General features: G+C 62.2%; 13 protein-coding genes. 7 read left to right on the top strand and 6 right to left on the bottom strand.

Going from position 1 to position 14,084, the window contains the following annotated elements:
- The first annotated feature begins 214 nt into the window (after window positions 1-214).
- Window positions 215-1,096 (top strand): glutathione-dependent disulfide-bond oxidoreductase, encoded by an 882-nt coding sequence (yghU, locus tag VWY34_RS17605; protein WP_340546179.1) that lies wholly within the window; start codon window positions 215-217, stop codon window positions 1,094-1,096.
- 98 nt (window positions 1,097-1,194) lie between these two features.
- Here yghU and VWY34_RS17610 read toward each other — a convergent pair whose 3' ends face one another.
- Window positions 1,195-1,992 carry an SseB family protein gene (locus VWY34_RS17610; protein ID WP_340546180.1) on the bottom strand — a complete coding sequence of 266 codons (798 nt, stop codon included), beginning with the start codon at window positions 1,990-1,992 and terminating at the stop codon, window positions 1,195-1,197.
- Window positions 1,989-2,582, bottom strand: coding sequence for a uracil-DNA glycosylase family protein (locus VWY34_RS17615; RefSeq protein ID WP_416544175.1), 594 nt, complete (start codon window positions 2,580-2,582; stop codon window positions 1,989-1,991). The genes VWY34_RS17610 and VWY34_RS17615 overlap by 4 nt, the downstream gene beginning before the upstream one ends.
- A gap of 286 nt (window positions 2,583-2,868) precedes the next feature.
- On the opposite strand from VWY34_RS17615, the gene VWY34_RS17620 reads away from it, so the two are divergent.
- From VWY34_RS17620 to VWY34_RS17635, 4 genes are read left to right on the top strand one after another with little or no spacing between them, the layout of a single operon-like run.
- Window positions 2,869-3,531: an ABC transporter ATP-binding protein gene (locus VWY34_RS17620; RefSeq protein ID WP_340546182.1), complete on the top strand. Its 663-nt coding sequence runs from the start codon at window positions 2,869-2,871 to the stop codon at window positions 3,529-3,531.
- On the top strand, window positions 3,506-5,224 hold the full coding sequence (locus tag VWY34_RS17625; protein WP_416544176.1) for a capsule biosynthesis protein: 1,719 nt from the start codon (window positions 3,506-3,508) through the stop codon (window positions 5,222-5,224). Before VWY34_RS17620 ends, VWY34_RS17625 begins: the two co-directional genes overlap by 26 nt.
- Before the next feature lie 4 nt (window positions 5,225-5,228).
- Complete coding sequence (gene kdsA, locus VWY34_RS17630) at window positions 5,229-6,062, top strand: 3-deoxy-8-phosphooctulonate synthase (protein WP_340546184.1); 834 nt, start codon at window positions 5,229-5,231, stop codon at window positions 6,060-6,062.
- A gap of 21 nt (window positions 6,063-6,083) precedes the next feature.
- Window positions 6,084-7,580, top strand: coding sequence for a phosphomannomutase/phosphoglucomutase (locus VWY34_RS17635; protein ID WP_340546185.1), 1,497 nt, complete (start codon window positions 6,084-6,086; stop codon window positions 7,578-7,580).
- Between the two features lie 96 nt (window positions 7,581-7,676).
- Here VWY34_RS17635 and VWY34_RS17640 read toward each other — a convergent pair whose 3' ends face one another.
- Window positions 7,677-9,629, bottom strand: a complete 1,953-nt coding sequence (locus VWY34_RS17640) for an AsmA family protein (protein ID WP_416544177.1) — start codon at window positions 9,627-9,629, stop codon at window positions 7,677-7,679.
- Window positions 9,630-10,007: 378 nt separating this feature from the next.
- Here VWY34_RS17640 and rimO point away from each other — a divergent pair, with 378 nt between their 5' ends.
- Entirely contained in the window at window positions 10,008-11,429 is a 1,422-nt protein-coding gene (rimO, locus tag VWY34_RS17645) for a 30S ribosomal protein S12 methylthiotransferase RimO (protein WP_416544178.1), read from the top strand.
- 20 nt (window positions 11,430-11,449) lie between these two features.
- Here the strand turns inward: rimO and VWY34_RS17650 are convergent, their stop codons facing one another.
- Window positions 11,450-12,802, bottom strand: a complete 1,353-nt coding sequence (locus tag VWY34_RS17650) for a hypothetical protein (protein ID WP_340546188.1) — start codon at window positions 12,800-12,802, stop codon at window positions 11,450-11,452.
- A 264-nt stretch (window positions 12,803-13,066) separates the two neighbouring features.
- Between VWY34_RS17650 and VWY34_RS17655 the strand changes: the two genes are divergently transcribed.
- Window positions 13,067-13,450 carry a thiol-disulfide oxidoreductase DCC family protein gene (locus VWY34_RS17655; protein ID WP_340546189.1) on the top strand — a complete coding sequence of 128 codons (384 nt, stop codon included), beginning with the start codon at window positions 13,067-13,069 and terminating at the stop codon, window positions 13,448-13,450.
- A 10-nt stretch (window positions 13,451-13,460) separates the two neighbouring features.
- Here the strand turns inward: VWY34_RS17655 and VWY34_RS17660 are convergent, their stop codons facing one another.
- Both VWY34_RS17660 and VWY34_RS17665 read right to left on the bottom strand, forming a co-directional pair.
- Window positions 13,461-13,712, bottom strand: a complete 252-nt coding sequence (locus tag VWY34_RS17660) for a DUF6455 family protein (protein ID WP_416535019.1) — start codon at window positions 13,710-13,712, stop codon at window positions 13,461-13,463.
- 1 nt (window position 13,713) lies between these two features.
- Window positions 13,714-14,028, bottom strand: a complete 315-nt coding sequence (locus tag VWY34_RS17665; RefSeq protein ID WP_416539121.1) for a DUF6455 family protein — start codon at window positions 14,026-14,028, stop codon at window positions 13,714-13,716.
- Window positions 14,029-14,084: the final 56 nt, after the last annotated feature.

A 14,084-nucleotide genomic window follows, 5' to 3' on the forward strand; every position in this document is an offset into this window, starting at 1 on the left:
CGGAGCCGCCGTGATCTGACGCGGGGATTTGTTACAACCGGCAGGCCGCAGCCCTCCCCGGTCAAGAAAAAGTGTATGCCGCAGACCTTCCAGTCATTGGAATTTTGCGCGACCTGATTATCTGTTGCAGGATACGGCGCGGCCCCCCTGCTGGGGGACGCTGCGCCACCATCACCTGATCCATTCAAAAACCCTTTCATAACAAGGCCAACAGATGAGTGACACAACCTATACCCCACCGAAAGTCTGGACCTGGGACCAGGAGAGCGGTGGCCGCTTTGCCTCGATCAACCGCCCGATCGCCGGTGCCACCCACGACAAGGAGCTGCCGGTCGGGAAACACCCCTATCAGCTTTATTCGCTGGCCACGCCCAATGGGGTGAAGGTCACGGTGATGCTGGAGGAGCTGCTGGCTGCAGGTCACAAGGGGGCTGAATATGACGCCTGGCTGATCAATATCGGCGAAGGCGACCAGTTCGGGTCCGGCTTTGTCGAGGTGAACCCCAATTCAAAGATCCCGGCGCTGATGGATCGTAGCGGCGACACGCCGGTGCGGGTGTTTGAATCCGGCTCGATCCTGGTGCATCTGGCGGAAAAATTCGATGCCTTCCTGCCAAAGTCCGGGGCCGCGCGCGCCGAGGTGATGAACTGGCTGTTCTGGCAGATGGGCAGCGCGCCGTATCTCGGCGGCGGCTTTGGCCATTTCTACGCCTATGCACCGGAAAAATACGAATACCCGATCAATCGCTTCTCGATGGAGGCCAAGCGTCAGCTGGATGTGCTGGACCGCCAGCTGGCCGAGACCCGTTTCATCGCCGGTGAGGATTACACCATCGCCGATATGGCGATCTGGGCCTGGTATGGTCAGCTGGTGCTCGGGCGGCTTTATGAGGCAGCGGAATTCCTGGATGTGGAAAGCTATACCCATGTGCTCCGCTGGGCCAAGGAGATCGATGCGCGTCCGGCCGTGTCCCGTGGCCGCATGGTGAACCGTGCCTTTGGCGAGCTGCACACCCAGCTGCGCGAACGCCATGATGCGTCGGATTTCGACACCAAGACGCAGGACAAACTGGAACCGGCAGAAGCCGACAGCTGACCGCGGGCGGGGTCGGCCCCGCCTGCCACCACGGCTAAAGACACTGGGCATCGCGATACCTAACGGCGTCGCGATGTTTCTGTCTGAGACCTGCCGCCCTAGCTGAGCCGGGGCGGATTTTCAGGATCCCGTCCGGGGGCGGAGGGCAGTTTCGGTTCTGCCGGTTGCGGCAGATCGAACCGCAGTCCCACCTGCGCCAGCCGCGCCGCCATCGCATCGCTGCTGGCAAAGAAACCCACATCCAGCGCACCCGCCTCAACCCCGGAGAAGGTCAGCGCCTCTCCGACCGCCTTGGCCAGCGCGGGCTGCGCGGCGTCCCTGGCATCGACAAAGCCCAGCAGATGCCCCTGCCCGCCGCCGCGATAGTTCAGCCCGACCAGATAGGCGGCCTGAGCCAGCCCAACGGCGGTGGCCAGCTTGGTGTCCAGCGCGGTGACCAGCACTTCCGGCAGGCCTCCGGGGGCGGTGATCGCCTCGATTTCGGCATCAACCTCGGCAGGCATCTGGCCGAGCGTCTCATGCAGCCAGGCCACCGCCTCGGCCGGGATCAGGATTGCCGAAGGTGCCACATCCAGGTTAACGCCAAGGCCGATGTTTGCGCCTGCGCCCTGCCCTGCCAGCATCTGCACCACAACCCGCCCCGACAGCGCGGCATAGGGCACGATGCGACCGGCGAATTCCGCGAGCCGGTCCTCACGGTCAAAAACCAGCGCAAAGGTGCCCTCCTCCGTCTCGAACAGCTCGGGCGCGATACTGTCGCCCTCTGCCTCGCGGGCCAGCATCAGGAACAGCTCGCTATCAGCCAGCCGTTCGTAGAACCGCAGGCGGGCCGCGTCATCCTGCGGCGCGGCCAGCATCGCGGCATGGCTGGTGTCCAGAGGGGTGGCTTCGGTCATGTTATCAGCTCCTGAACCCGGGCGCGCAGGACCGGCAGCAGATCGGTCTCGAACCAGGGATTGCGTTTCAGCCATGCGGTATTGCGCCAGGACGGATGTGGCAAGGGGAAGTCCTGCGGCGCGTGGTCCCGCCAGCTCTCCACCCGCGCCTGAACCGGCTGTTTGCCACCCAGGTGATAGCTGTGGGCATAGGCCCCGACCAGCACACGCAGGCCGATATTGGGCAGGTTGGTGATCACCCGGTCGTGCCAGGTATTGCGACAGATGGCAGGCGGCGGCAGGTCGGCTTTCTTCGGCGAATAACCCGGAAAACAAAAGGCCATGGGCACAATGGCCACCAGCGACTGGTCGTAGAATTGCGCCTCACTCAGACCCAGCCACTCACGCAGGCGATCCCCGGAAGGATCGGTGAAGGGGCGGCCGCTGTCATGGACCCGCGCGCCGGGCGCCTGACCTGCGATCAGGATGCGGGCGGCGCTGTCGAACCAGGCGACAGGACGCGGGCTGTGTCTGGTGCTGGTGGCGGCAAAACGCGCAGCACAAAGGCGGCAGGCGCGAATCTCCTGTCGCAGCTGATCAATTGTCGTCATATCCGACCCTGCCATCCACGCCTCAGGCCCCGTTTTTCACCCCGCGTAACCGGTGCCCAGGGCCTCTGTCATCCGGCATCGACCGCCATCTTCCGATCAAAGCCCCGTCACTTGGTTAAGGGAGCGTTGCCAAAACCCGTAACAATTGGACATAATATGGTCCAAATAGCAGCCTATGTCGTTAACACAAATCTGTTAGTGCAGTCATAAGGCCGCCGGGATCCGCCTGGCGCATGATAAGGATCAGAGACCCCGAACGGGGCCGAGAGCAGCACCGGAACCCGCGATGCTTGAGTTTGAAAACGTGAGCAAGTCCTTCTGGACCGGCACCCAGCGCAAGGTGATCCTTGACCGGGTGTCCTTTCGCGTTGAACTTGGTAAATCCATGGGGGTGCTGGCGCCGAATGGCACCGGCAAGACCACATTGATCAATATGATGGCGGGGCTGGAAAAACCCGACGAGGGCGATATCCGCCGGGGCTGCCGGATTTCCTTCCCCCTCGGCTTCATGGGGGGCGTTATCAACCGCCTCTCGGCGATGGCCAATGCCCGCTATATCGCCAATCTCTATGGGCTGGATCCCGATTATGTTGAGGCCTACTGCCGCTGGCTCTGCGGTCTGGGGGAATATTTCGACCAACCGGTCGGCACCTATTCCTCCGGGATGCGGGCGCGGTTCAGTTTTGCACTGATGCTGGCGCTGGATTTTGATATCTTCCTCATCGACGAGGGGATGCCCAGCACCACGGATGTGGAGTTCAACAAGAAGGCCGGCGCCATCCTGCAGGAGCGGCTGGAAACCACCACCATCATCATGGTGTCGCACCAGCCCAAGACGCTGGAGAAATTCGTCCGCTCTGCGGCTGTTCTGGTTGATGGCCAGTTGCATATGTTTGAAACCTTGGAAGAAGCGAAACAGCTCTATGACTACCAAACCCAAGGCGAGTAAATTCCGCGTCCGCCGGAGCGGCACCACGGCAGCGCAGCCTGCCGCCGCGCGCCCCGTGCCGCCACCGGGCGCCGCTCAGGCTGGCGCTGGCGCCCTGTCTGCAAGTGCGGCGAGTGCGGCGAGTGCGGCGAGTGCGGCGAGCGCTACACCGGATAGCGCTACGGTCAAACCGACAGCCGCAGATGAGCCTGTCATCATCAAGGAACCCGCCGCCGCGCAATCCGGCGACGCGAAACCCGGCAAGCCGTCCACCAATCTGGATGACATCCGCAAGGAAGGGCTGACCGGCCGTCAATTGCGACTGGCGCGCCGCATCGCCCAGAAGAACAACCTGGCCGCCACCTCTGATTTCGACGCGGTCCGCCAGCTGCGACTAAAGGGCATCGATCCGTTCCAGCGCGCCAATATGCTGGAGCTTGTGGTCCAGCCCAACAAGGCCCAGCCGACGGGCAGCCCGCCTGCCCCGGGCGGCGTGCAACTGCCGCAGACAGTCCCCGTCGACAAGATATCCCTGCCCGCCCAAGAGCTGAGCCCTGCGGAGCGGCGCAACCGGGAAATCAAGCAAATTCAGCGCGATATTGCGCGCCGCCGTCGCCGCCGGTTGCTTCTGCTGGGCGCGCGTCTGGCGTTTTTCGTCATGCTGCCCACGCTTCTTGCGGGATATTATTTCTACAGCGTCGCAACGCCGATGTATGCCGCGAAATCCGAGTTCCTCGTGCTCAAGGCTGACAGCGCAGGCAGTGGTGGCGGTCTTGGCGGGTTGCTCAGCGGCACCCAGTTTGCCACCAGCCAGGATTCGATCGCGGTCCAGAGCTATCTGCAATCGAAGGAGGCGATGCTGCGGCTGGACCGCGAGATCGGATTCAAGTCGCATTTCACCCAAGAGTGGATCGATCCGATCCAACGGCTGAACGACAACCCCACCAATGAGGAAGCCTATAAGACCTATTCGCGCCACGTGAAGATCGGTTACGACCCGACCGAAGGTGTGGTCCGCATGGAAGTCACTGCAGCGGATCCGCAGATCTCGGCGGAGTTTTCGCGCAAGCTGATCAGCTATGCGCAGGAAAAGGTGAACCAGCTGTCGGTGCAAAAACGCTCCGATCAGGTGGGGGATGCCGAAACCGCGCTGGAGATGGCCGAAGAAAAACGCCGCAATGCCCAGGAAACACTGGTGCGGCTGCAACAGCGCGGCACCGTGCTGGACCCCGAAGGCGTGATCATGTCGCTGCGTTCGCAGATCAGCACCTTTGAACTTCAGCGCCAGGAAAAGGAGCTGGAGCTGGCGGCCCTGCTGGACAATACCCGCCCAAATCAGGCCAAGGTGGATGGCGCGCGCGCCGATATCGCGCGGCTGAACAGCCTGATCCAGCGGCTGAACGATCGCATGATTGACGCCTCGGCCGGCGAAAACTCGCTTGCCAGCCTGACGGTGCAGATCCAGATGGCGCAGGCTGATCTGGCGACCCGCGATCTGATGCTGCAATCGGCGCTGCAACAGGTTGAACAGACCCGCATGGAGGCAAACCGCCAGGTGCGCTACCTCACCACGGCGGTAGAACCCGTGCCCAGCGAGGAAGCGACCTATCCCCGCCGATTTGAAAATACGATTTTGGCATTCCTGATCTTTTCCGGTATCTACCTGATGTGCTCGCTTACTGCGTCCATCCTCCGAGAACAGGTTTCGTCATAACGCCATGAAAAATATTTCCGTCGCCGATCTCAGCATCGGCAATGACCGCCCGCTGACCCTGATTGCAGGACCCTGCCAGCTGGAAAGCCTCGATCATGCCCGCATGATCGCGGGCCAGATGAAAGAGGCCTGCGCCAGATACGGCGCGCAATATGTGTTCAAGGCGTCCTACGACAAGGCCAACCGGACCTCGCTCTCCGGCAAACGCGGGCTGGGCGTCGATGAGGGGCTGAAGGTGCTTCAGACCATCGCCCGCGAATTTGATGTGCCGGTGCTGACCGATGTCCACACCGAGGCGCAATGCGCGGTGGCGGCTGAGGCCGTGGATATCCTGCAAATCCCGGCGTTTCTGTGCCGCCAGACCGACATGCTGCTGGCCGCAGGCAGGACCGGCAAGGCCGTGAACATCAAGAAGGGCCAGTTTCTGGCGCCCTGGGATATGGCCAATGTCGTCGCCAAGGTGGAAAGCACCGGCAATGAGAACATCCTTCTGACCGAGCGCGGCACCTCCTTTGGCTATAACACGCTGGTGGCTGACATGCGCTCGCTGCCGCAGATGGCGCAGGGCGGCTACCCGGTGGTGATGGACGCCACCCATTCGGTGCAACAGCCCGGTGGCAAGGGCGGCTCCACCGGTGGGCAGCGCGAATTTGCGCCGCTGATGGCGCGGGCAGCGGTATCGCTTGGCATTGCGGCGGTGTTCATCGAAACCCACGAAGACCCGGATAACGCGCCCAGCGATGGGCCCAACATGATCTACCTCGACCAGATGCCGAAGCTGATCGAGACGCTGATGCGTTTTGATGCCCTGGCCAAGGCCGATCCCATCCGCATCTGATTGACAAGAGAGCCGAGTGACATGACCAAACCCATCCCCGAGGTGCGCCCGAACACCTGGAGCTTTCTGCGCGATCCGATGATCACGCCCACCGGTTTTCGCGAATATGACGCGCGCTGGAAATACCCCGAGGAAATCAACCTGCCCGGCATGACTGCGCTGGGGCTGGGACTGGGCACGCAGATGCACAAGCGCGGCATCCCGCCGGTGATCGCCGTGGCCAATGACTATCGCGACTATTCCGTCGCCATCAAACAGGCGCTGATCATCGGCCTGATGCAGGCTGGCATCGAGGTGCGCGATATCGGCCCGGCGCTGTCGCCGATGGCGTATTTCGCGCAGTTCCATCTGGATGTGCCTGCCGTGGCCATGGTCACCGCCAGCCACAACCCCAACGGCTGGACCGGGGTCAAGATGGGCTTTGAACGCCCGCTGACCCACGGCCCGGACGAAATGGGTGAGCTGCGCGATATCGTCCTGAATGGTGAGGGCGTGGCCCGTCCCGGCGGCTCCTATCAGTTTGTGGATGGCGTAAAAGAGGCCTATCTGGACGATCTGGTCGGGGATTTCAAAATGTCTCGCCCGCTGAAGGTGGTCTGCGCCACCGGCAACGGCACCGCCTCGGCCTTTGCGCCGGAGCTGTTTGAGCGCATGGGCGTTGAGGTGGTCGATAGCCATAACAGGCTGGATTACAGCTTTCCGAACTACAATCCCAATCCTGAAGCGATGGAAATGCTGCACGATATGTCCGCCAGCGTAAAAGCCTCGGGCGCTGACATGGCGCTTGGCTTTGATGGCGACGGCGATCGCTGCGGCGTGGTGGATGATGAGGGCGAGGAGATCTTTGCCGATAAGGTCGGCGTCATCATGGCGCGTGATCTGAGCAAGATTTACCCGAATGCGACCTTTGTGGCGGATGTGAAATCCACCGGGCTGTTTGCCTCCGACCCCGAGCTGAAGGCCAATGGCGTGACCGCGGACTACTGGAAAACCGGTCACAGCCACATGAAACGCCGGGTGAAGGAGATCGGCGCGCTGGCAGGGTTCGAAAAATCCGGCCACTACTTCCTCGCCGAACCTGTGGGCCGGGGCTATGACTGCGGCATGCGGGTCGCGGTCGAGATCTGCAAGCTGATGGATCGCAACCCCGACAAGAGCATGTCAGACCTGAGGAAAGCACTGCCCAAGACCTGGGCGACGCCGACCATGTCGCCCTATTGTGCCGATACCGAGAAATATACCGTGCTGGAGCGGCTGGTGGAGAAACTGGTCGCCAAGGCCGAGGCGGGCGAGACGCTGGCAGACCGCCCCATCAAGGAAGTCGTCACCGTGAACGGTGCGCGTGTGATCCTGGATAACGGCTCCTGGGGGCTGGTGCGGGCATCCTCCAATACGCCGAACCTCGTTGTGGTCTGCGAAAGCAGCGAGAGCGAGGCCGAGTTGCGCCAGATCTTTGCCGAGATTGACGCGGTCATCCGCACCGAACCGCTGGTCGGGGACTACGATCAGACCTTTTGATCATTCCGGCAGCTGAGATAAAAACGCCCGCCATTGGCGGGCGTTTTTTGTGTTGTCGGCGCTGTGGGATCTGGCCACTCGAATCTGGCGGCTGGATCAATCGCCGCCCAGAAGCCGCAACAGCTGATCCTTGGCCTCTTTCTCGATCCGGTCGCGGATGGCCTCATTGATGTCCTGCTCCGGCGCGATCTCTGTATCCAGCTCTTCGGCCAGCTTTTGGCGCAGGCGATCCTTGGCCTGTTGTTCCACCGCGTCGATTTCCGGCTCCAGCGCGCGTTTCAGATCCGGCCGAATCTTGGGATCGCTCCAGGGACCGGTGATCGCAACGGGGATCGACAGACGGGTGCTGCCGTCGCCGCGTTGCAGGCTCGGGGTGAACAGGTAGTCCAGATCCTGAGCCCCCAGCCCGATGCGGCCTTCTCCTTCGGCGCGCAACCCGCGCAGGCTCAACAGCAGATCCTGATTGAGCAGATTGCCGCCCTCGATCGTATAGCTGGCGGTCAGCCGGTCAAAGAGGGTGCTGCCGCCATTGCCGCTGCCGCTGCGCATCAGCTCTTCCAGATCGAAGCCGGTAAAGAACCCCTTGCCGACCTCCAGCCAACCTTTGCCGCTGAGCGAGGACATGATCTCTGCCACCGAATTGCCGACCCCCAGATATTCCAGCTCGCCCAGCGCCTCACCATTGAGGCGGTCATAGCCCATGGTCTGCCCCAGCGCCTGTTCCAGCCGGATATCCTGAAAGCCCAGCTTGCCGCCGACCGACAGCCCGTTGCGGTTGTTGACCACCAGCTGCCCCTGCAACTGACCGTCAAAGACCGTGGCTGGCTGGAATTTCAGAACCGCACGCGACCGGTCAAGGGTCAGGTCCAGCGAGCTGGGCCCGAGGCGGACAGATCCGGTCTCCACCCCCTGCACCTCCAGCGAAATCGCGGCATTGAGCGCGGCGAGCCAGCTGAAGTCCATCGGCGTGCGCGACCAGCCATCGCTGATCGGATCGTCACCATTGCCCGCAGCGGCGGCGGCCGGCAGATCGGCCTCTCCCGAGGGCAGCAGCGCCGACAGATCCAGCTGATCCCCGCTGAGCCGCGCCGTCACCATCGGCACATCGCCCAGCACCACGTCGGCAGCTCCGCGCAGCCTGTTGGCATCCGCCTCCAGCGTCAGATCCCGCAGCGCCAGCCGCCCGTCGGGGGTATAGGTGAGATCAGACCCGATGAGCCAGCTGTCCACCGCCGGGGTCTCGATCCCCTCTGCCGCACCAAGCACCGCAAGGCTGCGCGCCAGATCGGTGCTCTTGCCGGTCACCCGCCCGGTGGCGGCGCCATTGATATCCGCCCGCCCGTCAAAGCGCAGCTCCGTATCGTCAGCGCTAAGCGACGCCCCGACCGAGGCCACCTGACCCGCGAGGAAGGCCTCGAACGTGCCGATTTCGGCGGCGATCTGCACCGGCGCCCCGGCCGGGCGCAGCGTCACATCGGCAATCACGGTGCCCGTGGGATCAGGCCATTGCAGCGCCAGGTCGACCTGTTTCATCTCAATCGGGGTTTCGCCATGGGGGGCGTATCGCAGGCTGGCGCCGGTGAGGGTCAGCGCCTCGATGCTGATCGGCAGGCTCTCCATCGTGCCGGAGGGGGCCGCCGGGGTCTCCGCCGCGCCGGATGCGAGTGGCTCAAGCACCCAGTTGCCGGTGCCATCCGCGCCGGTGCTGAGGTTCAGCTGCGGCAGGACAGCCGACAATTCGGTGATCCTGACCTGACCGCGCAGGAGATCCGCCGCCGCAACCCCAATGGTCAGCCGTTCCGCCGTCAGCATCGGCTCAGGCCCGGCCCATGGCGCGTTTGACAGCGCCACACGGTCTGCCTTCACTCCCAGCGTCGGCCAGAGCGTATATCCCACGCGCCCGCCAAAGGTGACCGTGCGACCGGTCTGCTTTTCGATCTGGGTTGCCGCCAGCTGGGCCAGCTTCTCCCCCGGCAGCAATAACAACCCAGCCAGCAGCAGCACCAGCGCCACCACCAGCGCCGCAATGACCCGGATTATCAGCCTCATCACCCCACTCCTCTTGCCTTGCCCCCGTATTCCCCACGGGGTTTTGCGCAGCTTACCGCCTGCGCGCAGGGGTGCAATGCAGGAAGCCCCCGCGCAGCATCAAAGGTTTGCATGTTTGCATCAGAGGTTTATCGCAACCGGAACCGCTGGCGCAGGCCCAGACGCCCGAGGGCGACAGCGCAGGTCACAGCACGAAATCGCCCGCTCTTCGCGTCTCACTTGCGCTCGGGATCACTATGGCTGTTCCGCAGGTTACGGGCTCTGGCCTGCCACCTTCAACACAGGAAGCGCGATATGCACCGCCCCGCTGCACAGGTGGTGACGCTGAATACCCCTGTTTTCCTTGCCTCCTGCCGCAGTCCTGATATATGCGCGCGCATGACACAGACACCCGGTTCAGCCAACCCGCCCAGCCTCCGTCCCGACCTTGCCCCGGAACCGCAGTTCCGCGACAAACCCCGTGACGGCCAGCCGACCCTCGGCATGGTGTCGCTTGGCTGCCCAAAGGCGCTGGTCGACAGCGAGCGGATCCTGACCCGGCTGCGCGCCGAAGGCTACGGCATCTCGCCCGATTACGCGGGCGCGGACGCGGTGATCGTCAACACCTGCGGCTTCCTCGACAGCGCCAAGGCCGAAAGCCTGGAGGCGATCGGCGAGGCGCTGAAGGAAAACGGCAAGGTGATCGTGACCGGCTGCCTCGGCGCCGAGCCGGATTACATCCGCGAGCATCACCCGCGCATCCACGCGGTCACTGGCCCGCATCAGTATGAACAGGTGCTGGACGCGGTGCATTCCGCGGTGCCACCCGCCCCGAACCCATATGTAGACCTCTTGCCCGCAACCGGCGTCCGGCTCACCCCGCGCCATTTCAGCTATCTGAAGATCTCCGAGGGCTGCAATCACAAGTGCAAGTTCTGCATCATCCCGGACATGCGCGGCAAGCTGGCCTCGCGCCCGGTGCACGCGGTGCTGCGCGAGGCGGAGAAGCTGGTGGAGGCCGGAGTGCGCGAACTCCTGGTGATTTCGCAGGACACTTCCGCCTACGGCCTCGACCGCAAGTATTCCGCGCATCCCTGGAAGGATCAGGAGGTGCGCAGCCATATCCTTGACCTCAGCCGCGAGCTGGGCAGGCTGGCCCCGGCAGAGGACCTCTGGGTGCGGCTGCACTATGTCTACCCCTACCCGCATGTACGCGAGCTGATCCCGCTGATGGCGGACCCGGACAATGCGCTGCTGCCCTATCTGGACATCCCCTTCCAGCACGCCCACCCGGACGTGCTGCGCCGCATGGCACGGCCCGCGGCGGCGGCCAAAACGCTGGACGAGATCCGCGCCTGGCGCGCCATCTGCCCGGACATCACCCTGCGCTCCACCTTCATCGTCGGCTTCCCCGGCGAGACCGAGGCGGAGTTCCAGCACCTTCTGGACTGGATGGACGAGGCGCAGCTGGACCGGGTCGGCTGCTTCAAATACGAAAACGTCGACGGCGCGCGCTCCAACGATCTGCCGGACCATGTGCCGGAAGAAGTAAAGCAGGAGCGCTGGGAGCGGTTCATGGAGAAGGCCCAGGCGATCTCCGAGGCCAAGCTGGCGGCAAAGGTTGGCCAGACGATGCAGGTTATCGTGGACGACATCGACGAGGACGGCATCGCCACCTGCCGCACCAAGGCCGACGCACCGGAGATCGACGGCAACCTGTTCATTGATGAGGGAACCGAGGGGTTGCAGGCTGGCGATCTGGTGACTGTCGAGGTGGACGAGGCCGGGGAGTATGACCTGTGGGGCGTTAGGAGGGCTTAGTCCCCCCGAACGCCGGGCAGCTATTGTGCCCGTAGCGCCTCTACCTCTGCTTCATCTTCGATTGATTGAACACTGACGTCCGTTTGTGTTTCCCGAATTCTTGGCGCAGGTTTCCTCCACGGAGACAGGTCTTGGCCAACCTCTCGATAGAATTTTGGAACGATGGTCTCAAGCTCTGCGATAAAATTTGTTTGCTGGGTAAATTTTGCTCCCAACCGCTTTGCAACGTAGATATGAAAACTGACAACTTGAAGCCCGTTTTTGTCTTTCTCGCAGCGGTCGGGATCGGCAACCAATTCCGTTAAGGGAAAATGGGTGTCTTCGCTGCGACCCGGCCAAGTCATGCGAACAAACAGATCGTCAGTGGCGTCGCTTCTCAATTGTCGCAGCAACCAATTCAAACGGGCTTTCGACGACTTCTTGTCCTCAGGCGCTCTGAGTGTCATTCCCGCTTCAATTGTCCGGCGGTTAAGATCTGCTACGACCTCCAGAGGTGCGGCAGCATTGGGGATGTCAAAGCAGATTTGTAATTGATGAGTTTCCCTCAGCTGGTTCAATTCGTCTTTATGGCGGTCTGCCGGATTTTTAGCGTGTTTTCTGTTCAGGCGCTCTTTTACGCTTGCCTCCGTCTGCCTGCTCAAGATCAAGGAAAGATCTTTCGTTTCCTGATGCCAGGCTTCCAATACGGCGACAGCCTCCGACGATTTTGCCAGTATCTTGCCACCCGCAGAGACCAGCTTGTTTAACTCTCCCCATTCCGGCGGCATTCGATCGAAACCACGAATACCCGCGCTTTCATGGGTCAGAAACCGCCTCAGCTCATTCAGCAGCACACGCTGATCATCGTCGGCCACGCCGTCATTGCTGATCAGCAAATCCACAGCCGTCAGAACAAACATCCATGACCAATGAAAAACAGGGATCTTAGAGCGGCTTTTGCGCACATCTTCTAGCGGATGGTTCGCAGGCAAGGTCGCAAACTGATTGGAAATTGTGATGACGCAGTCGATTCCGTTATCCTTGGCGAGGTTCCGATATTTTTCAATCTGCTCTGCTGTCAGCGGATTATTCCCAATCTTCGCCTCCACCATAGCGCGCCATTCGCGTGAGCCATTTCTCACAATGATCAACCCATCAGGGCGGTCTTTGCCCCCACCTTCTTGGCCGTGAAAAACAACCTCGGTAAATGTCTCGACCGACGTTCGTTTTCCCGCTCTCTGCCCCAGAGAGGCCAGAAGCTCCGATGCAAGTTCCTCAACTTTCGAGAGGCAAGCGAGAAGAATTGAGGTTGTGCGGCCCTCTTTGGAGTTGTTGGACAGAACCGGGAAAAGGCGCGCAGGCTCTCCTTGTTTTAGATATTCTGGTCTGTCCATGGTGCCTCCAAGCCGCTCTCGTAATAAGGTGGTATTATCATTTTCTACAATCCTGGAGTGATTTTTCACAACTTTAGATTTATTGCAAAGGTTGGATAGACCGCAGCAACATTACCCCTTGCCGCGTTGTTGGTTGGACGGGGTGGACCGGGATGGATTGTGGCGCGTGGAGTTTTTGGGCTGCCTGTGACCATCTGCCCTTCGTCCGGCGGCGCGGCGCCGCTATATCGTCAGGTATCAGTGTTCAGCAAAGAGGCACCCACCATGCCGACCCCTCAGGATGACAGCACGGAGGTTCTCTACAACGGGGAATGTCCGGTGTGCAGTATCGAGATCCGCCATTATGCCAATCTGGCGGAGCGGCGGGATTTGCCGCTTAGGTTTGATGATCTGAACTCGCAGGATCTGGCGCTGTGGGGCGTGGATGCCGATAGCGCGGCGCGACGGCTGCATGTGCGCCATCGGGGCGAGGTGCTGAGTGGCATCCCGGCGTTTCTGGTGCTTTGGGCGCAGATGCCGGGATATCGCTGGGTCGCGCGGATCGTCGGGTTGCCCGGTCTGCGCCAGCTTGCATCGGCGGCATATGATCACCTGCTGGCGCCGACGCTCTATCGCTGGCACCGCCTGCGGCAGCGTCGCGGGTCGTAGCTGCGATACGTCAGTCGCGCAGCACCATCAGCTGATCGGCATTGCGGCAGCCGGGCATCGGCGCCTGTGATCGCTCGCGGGTGGCAAGGAAGGCCTCGCAGTGCAGGGTCGCGTCGCAACTGCGGCAGCGGGTGATCATCGCGGCCCAGTCCTCGGGAGGGATCCGGCCTGCGGCCAGCGCAGCGCTCAGCTCAACCCCCGCAGCCTGCCCCATCCGGGCCATCAGGCGCAGGTGATGGAGCGGATCGCCCAAGGGCCGCATCCTAGCGCTCCTGCTCTGTCTCCGCATCGTTCAGAAAGGCCAGCAGATCGCGGTTGCGGCAGAAATCCGGCGCGTCGGCGCCTGGGCGGCCCCCCTTCGCCAGCCAATTTCGGCAGGCACCGACGCCGCCGCAGCGGGTGCAGCGCAGCACCGCCTCGGCGATCTCGTCAAATCTCAACCGGCCCGAGATGGCTTCTTCCTGTAGGTCCAGCCCCACGGTTGTGGCCATGCTGTCGAAAAGATCGGCATGGGTCTTCAGGTTGTCCCTGCGGCTCTGATCGGTGTAGGTGGTCATCTCGGCGCCCTCGGAAATCATTCATTCTGAGGGCAGCTTAGCCATCTCCGGCGCATTGCGATTTGATGCAGGTCAAA

The sequence above is a fragment of the Phaeobacter sp. JH20_02 genome (assembly GCF_048056915.1).
GTDB lineage: Bacteria > Pseudomonadota > Alphaproteobacteria > Rhodobacterales > Rhodobacteraceae > Phaeobacter > Phaeobacter bryozoorum.